Source organism: Ruegeria sp. CDSC021 (assembly GCF_059610845.1).
The window spans coordinates 408,010-423,727 of the sequence record NZ_JBXWOK010000001.1; the positions used below are offsets into that span (position 1 = coordinate 408,010).

The following is a 15,718-nucleotide window of genomic DNA, read 5'->3' on the forward strand; positions in this document are numbered from 1 at the left end:
CAGATCAGGCGGGCAATCTGTCTTCTATCCGGCCCATATACAGCATCAGGCCGAACCCCATCGTGCACATAGTCAGGACACCTATTGCCAAGGGAAGGATCGATCCGTCAAACAACTGTCCCAAGGGGGCTGCCACTGCAGCGGCCAGAACGGTTGATACCGCGCCTATGACTGACGCTGCCATGCCCGCAATATGGCCCATCGGCTCCATCGCGATGGCATTCAGGTTGCCCATCGTCATACCGGCCATGAAGAACACGGCAGTCTGCCAACTGACGAAAAGCGCAAATGAGGCGCCATCAGAAAGGTCCAGACCATTCATTAACATGACAAAACATGTAAAGACGATCTGTGCGCCCAAAGTCCAGGTTACAATCCGGCGCATCCCCAATCGGATGACCAAAGTCGCGTTCAATAAACTGGCCGAGCCAGCCATCAGAGCAACGAAACCAAACCAGAATGGGAAACTGTCTGCTCTGTCGTAGATGATGTCATAAACAGGTTGTACCATCGTCAGCATGGTGAACAGCATCCCAAGGCAAAGCGTTTGCACCATGATCGAAACCCGCACAGTCGGGTGTGTAAACATCTGCCGCGCGGCATCAATCATAAGCGGCAGGCGCAGGGGACGGCGATTTTCGGGTGCCAGAGGTTCGCTCAGACGCAGGCCCATCCACGTGATGGTGATCAAAGAGAACAACATGAACGAAGCGAAGATGCCACGCCACCCGGCCAGAGCGATCACCCCGGCACCCATCATGGGCGCGATGGCGGGAACCAGCGTAAAGATCATCATGGCAATCGAGACGATGCGGGCCATCTCGCGGCCGGAATAAAGGTCACGGATAATGGCCATGGCCACCACGCGTGGGGCCGCGCTGCCAATGCCTTGAAAGATGCGCGCAATCAACAGCATCTCAAGCGAGGAGGTGGCCCAGGCAACTGCGGCAGACAGGATATACAGCGCAGAGCCGACGTAAATTACCGGCTTGCGCCCGAATGCATCCGACAGAGGGCCGGTGAAAAAGGTGCCGATCCCCATGCCCAGCACAAATGAGGTCAGGATCAACTGCGCCTTGTTTGCATCACCTGGGCTGAGTTGCGCGCTGATCTGCGGCAGGGCGGGCAGCATCGAGTCGATAGAAAACGCGATTGTCGCAAACATCATTGCGATCAAAGCGACAAATTCTCCGCGCGGCATGCGATTACTCATGGGGCTCTCCTGACCCGTTCGCGCTATCACAGCGGATTGGGCACGGCCAGTGATCAGAATGCACAGGAGGCTGTGCTATTTTGCAGGGGAAGCCTCGATTTGAGACATGATTTCACCGATCACGCGTTCCCACATTTCCGGTGGTTGCGCGCCGGGGACAGCATGTTGGTTGGCAACGATAAAAGTCGGTACCGACGTCACACCCATCTGCCGGGAATGCGCGTCACGGTTGCTGATGTCGGAGCGGTCGGCGTCGGATTTCAGCAGCTTCATGACGACGGCAGCGTCCATCCCCTGACTGTCGGCAATATCCGCCAGAACCTCGTGGTCGCCGATATCGCGACTCTGTACAAAATAGGCCTGAAACAGGGCATCAACTATAGCGTTCTGCTTGTTTTCGATTCCGGCCCAGTGGATCAGCCGATGAGCATCCAGCGTGTTCGGGGTGCGCTTCATCCCCTCAAAGTCGATGCCCAACCCTGCATTTTCGGCATGCTCGACCACCGGGGCATACGCACGGATGGCTCCGTCTTTTCCGCCGAATTTGCGCTCCAAGTATTCGCGCCGATCCATGCCTTCGACCGGCATATCGGGGTTCAGCTGAAAGGGGTGCCATTCAATGATGAATGGATGATCCGGAGTTGCAGCCAACGCCTTGTCCAGATGAGTCTTGCCAATATAGCACCAGGGGCAGATCGGGTCAGACATGATGTCGAGCTTGACGGTCTGGGTCATGTATTGGTCGCCTTGAAATAGGCCGGCAGCGCCCGGCGCAAAAGTTTGCCATTGCCGCCTGTTGGCAGCTGAGGCAGATGGATATAGGCGCGCGGTTGCTTATAGCGCGCCAGATTTGTCTCGACATAGGCGCGCAGGGCGTCCTCGTCCAGCTTTTCCGGCCCGGTATAGAATGCCACTATGACAAAACTGTCCTGCTTGACCTCAACGGTGGCCGCGCCGACCTGCGAGATGCCGGGATATCGGGACAATGTGGCCTCGACCTCGATCGGTGAGACCCGGTAGCCGCCTGCATTCATCATATCATCGTCTCGGCCAAGATAGGTGATCTGACCATCAACTGCCATTGCACCCTGATCGCCGGTCAGAAACCACTCGCCCTGCATCCTGGCCAGCGCTTCGTCCGGCGCGTTGAGATAGGTCAGCATTAGGCCGGGGTCTGATCGGTGGATGGCGATGGTCCCTTCTTTCCCCTGTGGAACCGGCCCGTCTGGACCCAGAATTGCCACACGTCGCCCGGGTTGTGGTTGCCCCAGTGCATCGCCACGTGCCGGATAGGCTGGGCTTGAAGAGATGAAGGTCGAGCATTCGGACATTCCAAAAGCTTCATACAACTCGCGCCCGGTGATCCGTGTCCATTTCTGGTGCAGATGCCGTGAGAGTTTTTCGCCAGCGCAAAGACCGTGCCTCAGATCGGGAAGGTGCAGATCGTTTGCTTCGTTCAAAATTTTCCGAAACACGCCCGGAGCTGCAGCAAATATCGTGGCACGGTGATTGCGCAGCATATCGGGTAGGTTCGACAGATCGGTGCCGGGTTCCGGTATCAACGCTGTCGCGCCAATAGTCCAGGGATCCATCAGTCCTGTCCCCAACGTATAGGTCCAGTTGAACGCACCTGCATGGCACAATCGATCCGTTTCCTGCAGGCCGTACCACCCATCCACCATCATCTGCCGCGCCCAAATTGCACGATGGGCATGTGCAACGGCCCGTGGCTTGCCCGAGGTGCCAGAGGTATAAACCACATAAGCCATGTCTTCGGGGTCGCCCATCCGAAACTCCGCCAGAGGTAGATCGCGCATCTCGCGCAGTTGGCTCAAAGATATTTGGTTCGGGTGATCCGCGCTGGCGATATCGGGATCGCGCAATATGGCGGCGGGCTTCAGATCTTGGATGATCTTTGCCGTTTCCGGCTGTGTCAGCTGTGACGATGTCGGCACGGGTACAATGCCGACCGCGATTGCACCCAGATAGGTTATTGGAAAATCAACCGTGTTCCCCAAACGCATCAAGACCAGATCGCCCGGTTTCAGACCGGCCCGCAGCAGACCTGTACCGGTTGCAAGGATCGCGCGTTTCAACGCAGAAAAGCTCCAGTTCTGTGCCGACGTTGCGCCAAGTACCGACAAGGCAATCTTGTCGCCATTGCGATCTGCTTGACGCAACACATGCGCGGCCAGATTGAAAGGGGTGGGGCAGGCCTTGGGCGGGCCTTGATCGAAAAGGGAAAGCATGGCGTCTGGCTAACGCGGCAACTGCTGCGTTGCAAGCGGGACAGGCTGGCCCTATAGAGTGGCGCATGAGAACCAAAGAGCAGACATCTCTGATCCGAATTGCCCGAAACTCGGGCGAGCACACAGAGGTCGAACCGCTGGACCTTGGCGTCCGTGTGCGTGAATTGCGCAAGGCGCGCAACTGGACTTTGGAACAAGCGGCCAATCAGGCGGGATTGGCGCGTTCAACACTCAGCAAAATCGAAAACGGGCAGATGTCGCCTACATACGATGCGCTGAAGAAACTGGCGATCGGGCTGGAAATCTCTGTTCCGCAGCTGTTCACGCCGCCACAGCGCGAGCAGGTGATCGGGCGTATGGCTGTGACCCGGATGGGGCAAGGCACCAGCCACGCAACCACAACATACGAGCACGAACTGCTGGCTGAGACGCTTACGAAAAAGCAGATGCTGCCCTATCGCGCCCGTGTACGTGCCCGGTCGATGGATGAGTTTGACGGGTGGGTCCGCCACGATGGCGAAGAATTCCTGTACGTGCTGACGGGTGTCGTTCGCCTGTATACCGAGTTCTACGAACCCGTCGAAATGCGCCGCGGTGACAGCGCCTATTACGACGGCAGCATGGGGCATAATGTCGTTTCGGTCAGTGAAGAAGACGCGATGATCCTGTGGGTGACGTCACTTACCTAGATGTTTGGTGACTTCACGGGTTAGCGCTTCGGTGAACAGGAAATCCTCAAGCTCTTCATGTGCCTCGTTCACCGTCAGATGATGGCGTTCGGCCAGATAAGCCTCGAATTGCGCACGGTCGCGCCCGACCGCATCCATGTCTCGGTCGCGCAAATTGGGAAACCGCCGTTTTGCACGGGCGTACATTTCATTCCAATCTTGCGTCAGATCGTTCCACTTAAACATCAATTGGGCTTTCTGTTTGTCTGGCTACAGATCTGCTCGGCCCTGAATTCAGGGTACGAATGGTGTTTGCAGGTAGGGCTATGGCAAAATGTCGCACCTTGAGCGTGCGAAGTTTAAATCAGTTAGGCCCGCCACAGGAAATCTGAGACGGGCCTACGGACCAAATAGTTTTGAGTGAGTGGAGGCTGGTCCGAAAATACTGTTCCTGATGTTGTAACACAGCTATGTGTCGGTAATGCTTGGCGTAATTCAAATTGGATACAATTGTACTAGTCGCAGGCTATATCTTTCGAACCCGTTACGTAAAGCCCCTTGTTGAAATTTTTCAAATTTGTCTGAAACTAGGGATCGCATCAATTTATAGCGGAATGCCCACAGCCTTTACCTGCATGTCGTGGTACTGCGGGTCTGTGCCAGAATCCGCCGAAGGGTATGAGACCCACACAGCAAACGCCGAACGGGTCTTATTGCATCACATCTGCAGCGGTTGCGATCCTCTGGAACGAGATTGGCACGGACAGTTAGCAATTAGGAAAGGACGGGGCCGCCTCTTTTGAGGCGCTGCTATTCCTCGTACCACCAGACCTGCGGCATGTATTCCGGCCCGTCACCGTATATGGGCAGGGTTTCCGGCTGTTTCAGCTCACGCGCATGTGCAATCCGGCCGACGTCAAAGCTCCAGATCGGGATGACATACCGGCCAGCGGTTAGAACGCGATCCAGCGCGCGGGTCGCAGACACGAAATCTTCGTGGCTTTCAGAGGCCAGCATCGTATCGATCAAACCGTCCACTGCTGGCGACTGAACCCCCATCAGGTTACGTGTTCCTGCCGTGTCAGCATTTTCACTGCCCCAATACAGGCGTTGTTCGTTACCCGGCGACAGGGAAAGAGCCCGGCGAAATGGGGTCATGTCAAAATCATGCGCATCCATCCGAGAGGTGTATTGTGCGTCGTCGATTTTTTCGACTGTAAGCTCGATGCCAAGCCGTTCAAGCGTACGCGCATAGATTTCGGCGATCGTTCCGACATTCTGGACAACGTTGAGGCTGCCCTGGCTGATGACCATGTCAACGATGAACGCTTCGCCATCTGCGTTTCGCAACACGCCATCCTGAACTGTCCAGCCAGCCTCTTGCAGAAGCTTGGTTGCCTTGCGCAGATTGGCCCTGTTGCGTTCCGAACCGTCACCTACCGGCAGCTCGTAACCTTCCAGCGTACCGGGCAACAGTGTATCGGCGTACGGCTGCAGCAGTTCAGCCACCTGACCGGTGGCAGTACCGGGTTGCATCGCCAGATCCGAGCCCGAGAAATACGAGGTTATCCGCGGTTGCGCGCTTCCGGTGACGGTGTCGTTGATGAATTCGAAATTGAAAGCCAGAGTCAGAGCCTCGCGCACGCGCCAATCATCGAAGGGTGGCTTGCGCGTATTCATGACAAATCCGGTCATGCCCGAAGGCTTGCGATGCGGGATTTCGGTTTTCAACACATCGCCGCGCTGTACCGCGGGGAAGTCATACTGGTTGTTCCACTTATCGGCGTTAAACTCGCGCACGGCTGAGAGCTCGCCTGCTTTGAAGGCCTCGAATGCGACTGTGCCATCCCCGTAGAACTCGATCCGCATCTCATCCAGATTCATGGTGCCGCGCCGAAACGGAATGTCAGCGCCCCAGTAATCCGGATTGCGACGCAGGTTCACATACCGTCCGGCTTCGTACCCGTCGATGACATATGGTCCAGACCCCAAGGGGATGTCTTGCAGCGGCGCGTCGGCAAAGTCTTTACCCTCCCACTGTGCCTTCTGAAGGATCGGGCGCATCCCGGCGATCAACGCAAGCTCGCGGTCGGGGTCGTTAAACGTGATGCGGACGGAACGCGGTCCGGTTTGTTCGATACTGTCGATCTTTCCCCAAAGGCCGCGATATCTCAGATGCCCTTCGGTTCCCAAAGTCTCATATGACCATATGACATCCTCGACAGTGACTGGTGACCCATCCGAGAATCGGGCATTCTCTCGCAGGGTAAATTCGACCCAGGATCGGTCTGGAGCCGTCTCAACTGATTCGGCTAACAACCCGTAAAGAGTGAAAGGTTCGTCCCAGGAACGCCCCATCAGGCTTTCATGGGTCCAAAATCGCAACTGCCAGGGTGACGTGCCTTTTTGCACAAACGGGTTAAGGCTGTTATAGCCGCCGGTATTTCCAAATACGACTTTGCCGCCTTTGGGTGCATCAGCGTTGACATAGGGTAGCGACACAAAATCCGGTGGTAGGGCAGGGTCGCCATACATAGCTATGCCATGGGTCGATTCTGCATGGGCTGCTGCAACGGCAAAAACACTAACGATTCCCGCGATCATAGGGCGAACGGGGCGAAGGAAATCGGGGCTCATTTTGGAAACAATCCTGCTCTGGCCTTATTTTGTTGGGATTCACCGTAGCCATGATTTTTCATATTATCAAACTTTTAGCTTGGACGAAGACGTAGAATTGCTTATAAAGGGCGTACTGCTCGATAGGTTTCTTGCCTGTATGAAACCTGCCTCAATAACTTAACGCCCGCTTCGTGCGGGCGTTTTTTTGTGCGATTTTCGCTGATACAGCGCCCCCAATCTTTCCCCGTTTTCTTTGCAGGTGCAGCATGGCACTGTGCCGTCAACACGGAATCTGACGGAGAGCACCCATGAGTCTTTCAGGCAAAACAGCAATCATCACAGGATCGAATTCGGGCATCGGGCTGGGCATCGCCCGCGAGCTGGCCAAAGCCGGGGCGGATGTGGTGCTGAATTCGTTTACTGACCGCGACGAAGATCATGCTCTGGCCGCAGAGATCGGGCAGGAAACCGGAACCAACGCGCGCTATTTCAAAGCGGACATGTCCAAGGGTGACGAGTGTCGGGCGCTGATCGAAAAGGCTGGAGCCTGCGATATCCTGGTCAACAATGCCGGCATTCAGCATGTGGCGCCGATTGATCAGTTTCCAACCGACAAATGGGACGCGATCATTGCGATCAACATGAACTCGGCCTTTCACACCACTGCCGCCGCGTTGCCGATGATGCGCAAGGCGGGCTGGGGACGGGTGGTGAATATTGCATCGGCCCATGGGTTGACGGCATCGCCTTTCAAAGCCGCCTATATCGCGGCCAAGCACGGTGTTGTCGGGATGACCAAAACCGTAGCCCTCGAGACCGCACAAGAGCCGATTACCTGTAATGCGATTTGCCCGGGATATGTGCTGACGCCGCTGGTCGAAGAGCAGATACCCAATACGATGAAAGAATACGATATGAGCCGTGAGGATGTCGTGAAGAATGTCCTGCTAAAGCGGCAACCTTCGAAAGAATTCGCTACGGTCGAACAACTGGGCGGTACGACGATCTTTCTGTGCTCGGATGCGGCGGCGCAGATCACCGGCACGACGATTTCAGTTGATGGCGGGTGGACCGCGCTCTGAGCCTTGGGGAGTAGGGCAGTGATACGTATCAATCTGGCTTTGCAGGGCGGCGGCGCGCACGGCGCGTTCACTTGGGGTGTGCTGGATCGTCTGCTGGACGAAGATGATATCGAAGTCGCGGCGATCACCGGAACATCGGCAGGTGCACTGAACGGTGCGGCCTATAAGTCTGGCATGGTACGGGGCGGCCGGGAGGGCGCGCGCGCCAATCTTGATGCGCTCTGGGCTCGTATGGGGGCCGTCGACGATACGAACCTGACCAACTGGATGCGTGCGTTTGAGCCCTCACATATCGCACAGTCCATCGAAAATTCGCTGCCGTTTGCTGTAGGCGACGCCTGGTCGCGATTGGTTTCGCCTTATGCCTATGGGCCGTTCTACCGTAACCCCTTGCAGCCCGTGGTTGAGCGCTTTGATTTCGATGAAATATGCGCTGCCGAAGGTCCGCGTCTGTATGTCTGCGCGACATGCGTGCGCAGCGGAAAGATACGGGTGTTCACAGGGAATGAGCTGTCGACTGAGGCCATCCTTGCTTCTGCCTGTTTGCCAACCCTGTTTCAGGCGGTCGAGATATTCGATCCAAAATCGGGCCGGACCGAGGCTTACTGGGATGGCGGATATACCGGTAATCCAGCTCTGTATCCCTTGTTCAATTCCGATCTGCCCGAGGACGTGGTGATCGTGAACATCAACCCTCTGGAACGGGAAGAGATCCCCAAGACGCCGCAGCAGATCCAGAACCGGATCAATGAGATTGGCTTTAACTCATCGCTGTTTCGGGAACTGAGGGCCATAAGCTTCGTTCAGCGCTTGCTGGAAGATGGCAAGCTGAAAGCGGGCGAAATGAGCCGTGTTCTGGTTCACATGATTGCCGATGACGCGTTGATGAATGACCTCTCGGTCGCGACCAAGACAGTGCCCAACCCTGTGGTCCTGCATAAGCTCAAAGAAGCTGGCCGCAATGCAGCTGATCAGTTTTTGACAGATCACAAGGCCGATCTGGGTGCACGCAGCACGGTCAATCTGCCGGAAATGTTTGGATAGTCACTCTGGTGGCTGGGTCGGGTCTTTGTCGTTCGGGTAAACAAGACCGGCCGAAATCACCAGCTTGGCGGCATCTTCGATCGACATGTCCAAAAGGATGACGTCCTCGATCGGAAAGAACAGCAGGAACCCCGATGTCGGGTTGGGTGTCGTCGGAATGAACACGCTGTACAGATCGCCACCCGCTTCTGCGCGTTCGTTGACTTCTCCCTTGGCGGTGGTCGAGACGAACCCGATGGCCCAGATGCCACGGCGCGGATATTGAACCAGACAGGCTTTTTCAAATGACCGTTCAGTCTGGGCAAAGACGGTCTCGGAAATCTGCTTGATGCCTGAATAGATGGACCGGATGACCGGCATCCTGTTCACCAGGCTTTCGGTGAACGAGATAAAGGACCGGCCCAGGATGCCCTTGGCAACCCAGCCAACCACGACGGTGAACACCAGAAAAAAGATGACACCTACACCGCGCAGGTTGATGCCAACATATTGTTCAGGCTGGAATTGGTGGGGAACCAGCGGCAGGACCGCACTGTCGATCCAGCCGACAACAGACCAGATCAGCCAGATCGTCAACCACACCGGCGCAATAACGACGATGCCCGTCAGAAAGGACGCGCGCAGCCGTGAGAACAGGCCGGGCTGTCGGTTGGGTTCTTCGTCAAAAGGAGTGTTCATTACGGTCCTGAGTGGCTTGCGAATTTAGTTAAGCAGTCCTTGGCCTTGGTACAATAGCTATATGTTAATCCGCCTTGGCGGACAGGGCGCGGGCGATCCCGGCTGCCAGGCGGGCATTGTTGCGGACCAATGCGATATTGGCGGTCAGAGAACGACCTTCGGTCTGCTCATAAATCCGTTGCAACAGGTAGGGTGTGACCCCTTTACCGCTGATCCGATGCACATCTGCATCCGCCTGTGCCGAGGCGATGATCGGGGCCAGTTCCTCGGATGGGATCTGATCGGCCTCCGGGATCGGATTGGCGACAAGTTGGCCGCCGGGCAGGCCAAGCGCGCGTCTGGTCGCATGTGCGTGCGCGATGTCTTCCGCACTGTCCATGCGCAGAGGGGCTGCCAGCGGGGATTTTGCCGACCAGAAGGCCGGAAATTCGTCCTGGCCATAGGCAATGACCGGAACGCCCAGTGTTTCCAGAACCTCAAGCGTCTTGGCCAGATCGAGGATGGCTTTGGCGCCTGCGGCAACAACCGTGACCGGGGTATGGGCCAATTCGTGCAGGTCAGCAGAGATATCGAACGAGGTTTCAGCCCCTTGGTGGACGCCTCCAATACCGCCGGTGGCAAAAACGTCGATCCCGGCGTGATGGGCGGCGATCATGGTTGCGGCGACCGTTGTTGCACCGGTCCCACCGGTTGCCATGCAGGCGGCCATATCGGCACGGGACAGTTTGGCTACCCCATGCGCTTGGCCCAGTGCTTTCAACTCTTCGGTTTCCAGACCGACGTGAAGCGTACCATTGATCACCGCCATGGTGGCTGGCACCGCGCCCGCCTCTCGAATGTCTTGTTCAACCTGTGCCGCAACCTCGATGTTCTGCGGGTAGGGCATACCGTGGGTGATGATCGTGCTTTCCAGCGCAACGATAGGTTGGCCTGCGTCTTTGGCGGCGCGGACCTCGGCAGAATATTGAATGTTGATCACAGTGGGGTTTCTCCGGAAACGTAAGTTGCAGCGGCATGCAAGGCACGTGACAGGGCCTCATCGCTTGGGGCACCGGTGGCCTCGGATGCGATATGCGCCGCCATGAAGGTATCACCCGCGCCGGTCACACGGGTGACCAGAACGGGTGGGGGTTTTTGGGTCAAGATTTCCTCAGCGCTGGCAACGGTTGCCGAACTGCCGCCATCAGTCACCAGCACGCGCAGCGCGCCGCGATCCAGCAGCCCCTTGGCGGCGCTTGCCGAATCCGCGAATTCGCGCTGGCACAGGATGCCTGCCTCTTCGAGGTTCACATAAAGCGTCGCGCGGGCATGTTTGAGGAAAGGCAGCAGGCGATCGGCCTTGCCGGGTGAGGCCGGTGCCACGCGCAGGTCGGCTCCGGCGAAGGCTGGGCTTTGCGCGATTTCTTCCAAAAGCGACAGCGTCAGGTTGCCATCCAAAGCAACAGGACCATCAAATGGCATGGTCTCTGTGCCTAATGGGCCTTGCATCAGGGGTTTCAGAATTTTTGCCCCTGCAGCCTCAAGTGAATGGGCGTCCGCAATCGCGGCAATCAATCCATTGGCGCCCTCGACAGCCATATATCGGTCGGTCGGCAGGTCCTGCGAGCGATAGATGTGATCCGTTACCATCCCCAGCCGGGCGCAAGCATTGACCAACTCGTCGCCTTCGGGATCGCGACCAATGGCGGTCAGCAGGGTGGGCGTCATGCCAAAGCGCACCAGCGTCATGGCAATGTTCATTGCCACGCCTCCGGGCAGGCGGGTGATCCTGCCGGGAACATCCGACCCCTGCCGCATGGCGCTAGCAGAACGTCCGATCACGTCCCACAGGACAGAACCGATACAAAGAATTTCGCTCTTCTGAGTCATGTCGACGTCATGCCGCAGCCCCGGCGTGGGTGCAAGGGTTAACGCTCACATCCTGCTCAGCCCATGGCGGTGATCAGGTCGTTCAGTGCAGCGGATGGGTCATCCTGTGACCAGATCTCATCCCCGATGCCAAAGAAATCGGTGCAGGGGCTAAGGTCACGGATCAATTCGGGGGTCAGGCCGCCTTCTGCCACAACCGGCACTTCGATCATCTCGGACCACCACTGGAACAGATCGAGCTCGGCCACGGTTCCGTCACCCAAAGAGGACGTACCAACCGGGCCAAAGGCCACATAATCCGCCCCGGCCTCACCAGCCGACATGCCGTCATGGCTGGAGGTGCCGCAGAAGCAGCCGACAATGGCATCGGCACCCAATTCCTTACGCACATACCGGACCGAGCGCGCGCCATCATCCAGATGCACCCCATCCAGACCCAGACGCTGCGCCAACAGGACGTGGTTGGAAATCACCAGCGCCACGTCCCGCGTATGTGCCACCTCGCGGCAGGCATCAGCGGCATGGGCAATCGTATCCTCGTCATTTCCCGCAAGGGCCAGACGGATGCAGGCGATTTCGGTGCTGTCCAGAACGCGGGCCAGTTGGTCGGGGAACGTGCTCAACGTGATGGTCGGCGGGGTGATCAGGTAAATCTGCGGCTGCTCGGGGGTGTCCATCGGCGCGTCCTTAGCTTTAAGTCTTTTGCGCGGTTTAGCGGATTGCGGGCCGGAAGCAAACTTTTATGCCTGTTTCAGGCAGAATTGGCGCCGCCAATGGCTTGCCCTGCGTTGGCGCGACGATTACAGCAGGCGCAGTTTTCGGAGACAACCATGCCCAGCGACAAATCCCAGCCCTCATTTGTGCTCGTGCGCCCGCAGATGGGTGAAAATATCGGTGCCGCCGCGCGGGCGATGTGGAATTTCGGGCTGGACCGGATGCGGATCGTGGCCCCACGTGATGGCTGGCCAAACCCCAAGGCGGTGGCCATGTCCAGTGGGGCGGGCCGTCTGCTGGATGAGGCGCAGCTGTTTGACGATCTGGCTGGCGCGCTGTCTGACAGTACCTATGTCTTTGCTACTACGGCCCGCCAGCGCGGGTTGACCAAGCCGGTCTTCAGCCCCGAACGCGCTATGCAGATCGCGGCCGAAAAGGTCGCTGCGGGCGAAAAAATCGCCGTGCTGTTCGGCCCGGAACGGGCAGGGCTTGAGAATGAGGATATCGCCAAGGCCAATGCCATCATCTCGGTCCCGGTGAATCCGGAATATGCCTCATTGAACCTTGGACAATGCGTGTTGCTGACCGCCTATGAGTGGATGCGCCAGACAGGCGACGTCGTGCATGAGGCAACCGATCTGGGCAAAGGCGACTGGGCCACAGGCATCGAGGTCGAAAAGCTGGTCGAACATTATGAAGACCGGCTGGAAGAGGCGGGGTTCTTTTACCCCCCTGAAAAAGCCGAAAGCATGAAGACCAATCTGCGCAATCTGTGGTCACGGATGCGGATGACGCGGGCGGATGTGCAGATGTTGCACGGGGTCATGCGTCAGATGGTCCGTTGGAAAGACAAAGGGTAAGGCTGGACCTCGTCCCATGGTGGTCCTAGCTTGCAACGAAATTCAAGACACATGAGGAACGCATGAGCGGCAAGCGCAGCATCTTCGAAGAGGTCTCAGACTCTGAAAAACAACAAGCGGTTCAACCTGGTATGATTGACCGGGGCCGCGGTGGTGCGCGTAAGGCTATCCGGGCCTGGCTGATGATCCTGTTTGCGCTTGTGGTTGTGATGATTGCGGTGGGTGGGCTGACCCGCCTGACCGATAGCGGGCTGTCGATCACCGAATGGCGCCCGCTCACCGGGGCTGTCCCGCCGATGACCGAAACCGACTGGCAGGCCGAGTTCGACAAGTACAAGCAAATCGACCAGTGGCGCATCCAGAACCAGTGGATGGAGCTTGCGGATTTCAAATCCATCTATTGGTGGGAATGGGGCCACCGCCAGCTGGGCCGCGTGATCGGGCTGGTCTGGGCGCTTGGCTTCTTTGGGTTCCTTATTGCGCGCAAGATACCCACCGGCTGGACCGGCAAGCTGGTGATCCCCGGTGCCTTGGGTGGGGTACAGGGCGCCGTTGGCTGGTGGATGGTCGCGTCCGGCGTGACGCAGGGCGAGGGGATGATCGCCGTTGCCAGCTATCGCCTGGCGATCCATCTGGGTCTGGCCTTTGTGATCTTGGGTTTCCTCGCCTGGTATATGTTCGAACTTGGCCGGGATGAGCGTGACCTGATGCAGGCCCGCCGCGCGAAAGAGGCCAAACTGTTTTCCCTGTCTACCGGCCTGATGCATTTCGCATTCCTGCAGATCCTCATCGGTGCACTTGTCGCAGGTATCGACGCTGGGCGGTCTTATACCGACTGGCCATTGATCGGCGGGCAGATTTTCCCGCCGGACGCGGCGATACTGGAACCGATGTGGCGGAACTTTTTCGAAAGCCCCGGGCTTGTGCAGTTCATCCATCGTTGCGCGGGTTATCTGCTGTTCATCTTTGCCATCGTTGTCTGGCGTCGTGGCAATTCCAGTGCGCATCCGCAAACGCGCTTTGCCTTCAACACGATGTTCGCTGCCTTGTCGTTGCAGGTGGTTGTCGGGATCATGACCGTGATCTACGCGGCCCCCTGGCAGATCGCCATTTTCCATCAGTTCATGGCCGTGATCGTGTGGACTCTGATCCTGCGTGCGCGATTCCTGACAGCCTATCCCATCGCAACTTCGATCCGCGGAGCCTGACCCAGATGACTGCCTATGATGAACTGATGGCCTTCCAACGTGAAACCTCGGCACTTGGTCAGATTGCCGGGCGTCTGGGATGGGATCAGGAAACAGTGATGCCGCGCGGCGCAGCGCCGCAGCGCGCAGAAGAAATGGCCGCGATCGAATCTGTTTTGCATGCCCGACGGTCTGATCCGCGTGTGGCAGAGTGGCTGGAGCAGGTCGACCCGCAGGACGATGTCGCCCGCGCGCAACTGCGCGAGATACGCCGGTCCTATGAGCGGACCGTGAAAGTGCCCGCCGATTTGGCCAAGACCATCGCACGCGTTACCTCAGCCGCGCAGGGCACATGGGCACAGGCGCGCGCCGATGAGGATGTGGCGGCCTTTTTGCCCGTGTTGGAAGAGGTTGTGGCGCTCAAACGTCAGGAAGGTCAGGCCCTGGCACAGGGCGGTGATGTCTATGACGCCATGGTCGAAGATTACGAGCCCTATACGACCGGCACTCAGATCGCTGCGATCTTTGACCAGATGCGTCCGCGTCTTGTGGCATTGCGAGCAGCTGTGTTGGACCAACCCGGACCGGCCGCCCTGACCGGGGCGTTTGACGCAGCGACCCAGATGCAACTGTCACAGAAGCTGGCCACCGGATTCGGTTACGACCTGAACACTGGCCGGGTCGACAAGGCCGTTCACCCGTTCAGCTCGGGCAGCGGATTGGACGTGCGGATCACCACGCGCACCAGCGAGACCGATCCATTCAACTGTTTCTATTCAACCATTCACGAGGTCGGCCACGCCGCCTATGAACAGGGCATCGACCCAGCCTACCTTTTGACCCCGCTGGGGCAGGGCGTGTCGATGGGCGTGCATGAAAGCCAGAGCCGGATCTACGAAAACCAACTGGGTCGATCACGCGCCTATACTGGCTGGCTGTTTGGCCAGATGGTCGAGGCTTTTGGCAATTTCGGCGTCGCCGATGCCGATGCGTTCTATGCCACGGTCAACCGGGTCCATAATGGCTATATCCGCACTGAGGCGGATGAGGTGCAGTACAACCTGCACATCATGCTGCGCTTTGACCTTGAGCGCGCGTTAATGAGCGGCGATCTGCAGGTCAGAGACCTTGAGGGTGCATGGAACGACCGGTTCAAGGCCGATTTCGGCTATGCGGTCGATAGGCCCTCGAACGGATGCTTGCAGGATGTCCATTGGTCCGTCGGTCTGTTCGGGTATTTCCCGACTTACTCGTTGGGCAATGTCTATGCCGGATGCCTGAACCAGGCTTTGCGATCCGCGCTGCCCGATCTGGATACTCAACTGGCCAAGGGTGACACGTCGGGCGCCACCGGTTGGCTGCGCGAAAACCTCCAACGCCATGGCGGCCTTTACGCCCCCCGCGACATCATCCAACGCGCCAGTGGCATGGAACCGGGTCCAGAACCACTGTTGGAGTATCTGGAGCAAAAGTTTGGATCGTTGTACGGGTTGTGATAGTGGGCCTAACTGGGCCTGACCAGACAACGCACTCAA

At 57.8% G+C, this 15,718-nt stretch carries 15 protein-coding genes; 6 read left to right on the forward strand and 9 right to left on the reverse strand.

Annotated features, from left to right (window positions below; translation table 11 throughout):
- Nucleotides 1-4: 4 nt before the first annotated feature.
- The 3 genes from AC2FGB_RS02050 to AC2FGB_RS02060 all read right to left on the reverse strand — a co-directional run bounded on the left by AC2FGB_RS02050 (nt 5) and on the right by AC2FGB_RS02060 (nt 3,462).
- Nucleotides 5-1,213 carry a multidrug effflux MFS transporter gene (locus AC2FGB_RS02050; RefSeq protein WP_496693464.1) on the reverse strand — a complete coding sequence of 403 codons (1,209 nt, stop codon included), beginning with the start codon at nt 1,211-1,213 and terminating at the stop codon, nt 5-7.
- Between the two features lie 75 nt (nt 1,214-1,288).
- Nucleotides 1,289-1,948 (reverse strand): DsbA family oxidoreductase, encoded by a 660-nt coding sequence (locus AC2FGB_RS02055; protein ID WP_496693465.1) that lies wholly within the window; start codon nt 1,946-1,948, stop codon nt 1,289-1,291.
- The gene (locus tag AC2FGB_RS02060; protein ID WP_496693466.1) at nt 1,945-3,462 is read right to left on the reverse strand and encodes a class I adenylate-forming enzyme family protein; all 1,518 of its coding nucleotides are present in this window, start codon (nt 3,460-3,462) and stop codon (nt 1,945-1,947) included. The genes AC2FGB_RS02055 and AC2FGB_RS02060 overlap by 4 nt, the downstream gene beginning before the upstream one ends.
- A 65-nt stretch (nt 3,463-3,527) precedes the next feature.
- Here AC2FGB_RS02060 and AC2FGB_RS02065 point away from each other — a divergent pair, with 65 nt between their 5' ends.
- Nucleotides 3,528-4,151, forward strand: a complete 624-nt coding sequence (locus AC2FGB_RS02065; RefSeq protein WP_142633550.1) for a helix-turn-helix domain-containing protein — start codon at nt 3,528-3,530, stop codon at nt 4,149-4,151.
- On the opposite strand, the gene AC2FGB_RS02070 is transcribed toward AC2FGB_RS02065, so the two are convergent.
- Both AC2FGB_RS02070 and AC2FGB_RS02075 read right to left on the reverse strand, forming a co-directional pair.
- Nucleotides 4,140-4,376, reverse strand: coding sequence for a hypothetical protein (locus AC2FGB_RS02070; protein WP_142633552.1), 237 nt, complete (start codon nt 4,374-4,376; stop codon nt 4,140-4,142). The two genes, AC2FGB_RS02065 and AC2FGB_RS02070, sit on opposite strands and share 12 nt — an antisense overlap.
- A gap of 564 nt (nt 4,377-4,940) precedes the next feature.
- Complete coding sequence (locus AC2FGB_RS02075) at nt 4,941-6,767, reverse strand: extracellular solute-binding protein (RefSeq protein WP_281972021.1); 1,827 nt, start codon at nt 6,765-6,767, stop codon at nt 4,941-4,943.
- Nucleotides 6,768-7,057: 290 nt separating this feature from the next.
- Here AC2FGB_RS02075 and AC2FGB_RS02080 point away from each other — a divergent pair, with 290 nt between their 5' ends.
- Nucleotides 7,058-7,831 carry a 3-hydroxybutyrate dehydrogenase gene (locus tag AC2FGB_RS02080; RefSeq protein ID WP_496688253.1) on the forward strand — a complete coding sequence of 258 codons (774 nt, stop codon included), beginning with the start codon at nt 7,058-7,060 and terminating at the stop codon, nt 7,829-7,831.
- Nucleotides 7,832-7,849: 18 nt separating this feature from the next.
- A complete protein-coding gene (locus AC2FGB_RS02085; RefSeq protein ID WP_281972022.1) occupies nt 7,850-8,875 on the forward strand; it encodes a patatin-like phospholipase family protein in 1,026 nt (341 codons plus the stop codon).
- Here AC2FGB_RS02085 and AC2FGB_RS02090 read toward each other — a convergent pair whose 3' ends face one another.
- The 4 genes from AC2FGB_RS02090 to AC2FGB_RS02105 all read right to left on the reverse strand — a co-directional run bounded on the left by AC2FGB_RS02090 (nt 8,876) and on the right by AC2FGB_RS02105 (nt 12,099).
- Complete coding sequence (locus AC2FGB_RS02090) at nt 8,876-9,553, reverse strand: DUF502 domain-containing protein (protein WP_142633557.1); 678 nt, start codon at nt 9,551-9,553, stop codon at nt 8,876-8,878.
- 64 nt (nt 9,554-9,617) lie between these two features.
- A complete protein-coding gene (locus AC2FGB_RS02095) occupies nt 9,618-10,532 on the reverse strand; it encodes a pseudouridine-5'-phosphate glycosidase (protein WP_271947324.1) in 915 nt (304 codons plus the stop codon).
- Complete coding sequence (locus tag AC2FGB_RS02100; protein WP_496693467.1) at nt 10,529-11,422, reverse strand: PfkB family carbohydrate kinase; 894 nt, start codon at nt 11,420-11,422, stop codon at nt 10,529-10,531. The genes AC2FGB_RS02095 and AC2FGB_RS02100 overlap by 4 nt, the downstream gene beginning before the upstream one ends.
- Nucleotides 11,423-11,478: 56 nt before the next feature.
- Nucleotides 11,479-12,099 (reverse strand): thiamine phosphate synthase, encoded by a 621-nt coding sequence (locus AC2FGB_RS02105; RefSeq protein ID WP_496693468.1) that lies wholly within the window; start codon nt 12,097-12,099, stop codon nt 11,479-11,481.
- A 153-nt stretch (nt 12,100-12,252) separates the two neighbouring features.
- On the opposite strand from AC2FGB_RS02105, the gene AC2FGB_RS02110 reads away from it, so the two are divergent.
- From AC2FGB_RS02110 to AC2FGB_RS02120, 3 genes are all read left to right on the forward strand, one after another.
- The gene (locus tag AC2FGB_RS02110; RefSeq protein WP_496693469.1) at nt 12,253-12,996 is read left to right on the forward strand and encodes an RNA methyltransferase; all 744 of its coding nucleotides are present in this window, start codon (nt 12,253-12,255) and stop codon (nt 12,994-12,996) included.
- 62 nt (nt 12,997-13,058) lie between these two features.
- The gene (ctaA, locus tag AC2FGB_RS02115; protein ID WP_496693470.1) at nt 13,059-14,204 is read left to right on the forward strand and encodes a heme A synthase; all 1,146 of its coding nucleotides are present in this window, start codon (nt 13,059-13,061) and stop codon (nt 14,202-14,204) included.
- 5 nt (nt 14,205-14,209) lie between these two features.
- Entirely contained in the window at nt 14,210-15,679 is a 1,470-nt protein-coding gene (locus tag AC2FGB_RS02120; RefSeq protein WP_496693471.1) for a carboxypeptidase M32, read from the forward strand.
- The last annotated feature ends 39 nt before the right edge of the window (nt 15,680-15,718 follow it).

What these genes read in the sequence shown, in the direction of transcription:
- AC2FGB_RS02050 (WP_496693464.1), bottom strand. Translation starts at nt 1,213, where the DNA reads ATGAGTAATCGCATGCCGCGCGGAGAATTTGTCGCTTTGATCGCAATG.
- AC2FGB_RS02055 (WP_496693465.1), bottom strand. Translation starts at nt 1,948, where the DNA reads ATGACCCAGACCGTCAAGCTCGACATCATGTCTGACCCGATCTGCCCC.
- AC2FGB_RS02060 (WP_496693466.1), bottom strand. Translation starts at nt 3,462, where the DNA reads ATGCTTTCCCTTTTCGATCAAGGCCCGCCCAAGGCCTGCCCCACCCCT.
- AC2FGB_RS02065 (WP_142633550.1), top strand. Translation starts at nt 3,528, where the DNA reads ATGAGAACCAAAGAGCAGACATCTCTGATCCGAATTGCCCGAAACTCG.
- AC2FGB_RS02070 (WP_142633552.1), bottom strand. Translation starts at nt 4,376, where the DNA reads ATGTTTAAGTGGAACGATCTGACGCAAGATTGGAATGAAATGTACGCC.
- AC2FGB_RS02075 (WP_281972021.1), bottom strand. Translation starts at nt 6,767, where the DNA reads ATGAGCCCCGATTTCCTTCGCCCCGTTCGCCCTATGATCGCGGGAATC.
- AC2FGB_RS02080 (WP_496688253.1), top strand. Translation starts at nt 7,058, where the DNA reads ATGAGTCTTTCAGGCAAAACAGCAATCATCACAGGATCGAATTCGGGC.
- AC2FGB_RS02090 (WP_142633557.1), bottom strand. Translation starts at nt 9,553, where the DNA reads ATGAACACTCCTTTTGACGAAGAACCCAACCGACAGCCCGGCCTGTTC.
- AC2FGB_RS02100 (WP_496693467.1), bottom strand. Translation starts at nt 11,422, where the DNA reads ATGACTCAGAAGAGCGAAATTCTTTGTATCGGTTCTGTCCTGTGGGAC.
- AC2FGB_RS02105 (WP_496693468.1), bottom strand. Translation starts at nt 12,099, where the DNA reads ATGGACACCCCCGAGCAGCCGCAGATTTACCTGATCACCCCGCCGACC.
- AC2FGB_RS02110 (WP_496693469.1), top strand. Translation starts at nt 12,253, where the DNA reads ATGCCCAGCGACAAATCCCAGCCCTCATTTGTGCTCGTGCGCCCGCAG.
- ctaA (WP_496693470.1), top strand. Translation starts at nt 13,059, where the DNA reads ATGAGCGGCAAGCGCAGCATCTTCGAAGAGGTCTCAGACTCTGAAAAA.
- AC2FGB_RS02120 (WP_496693471.1), top strand. Translation starts at nt 14,210, where the DNA reads ATGACTGCCTATGATGAACTGATGGCCTTCCAACGTGAAACCTCGGCA.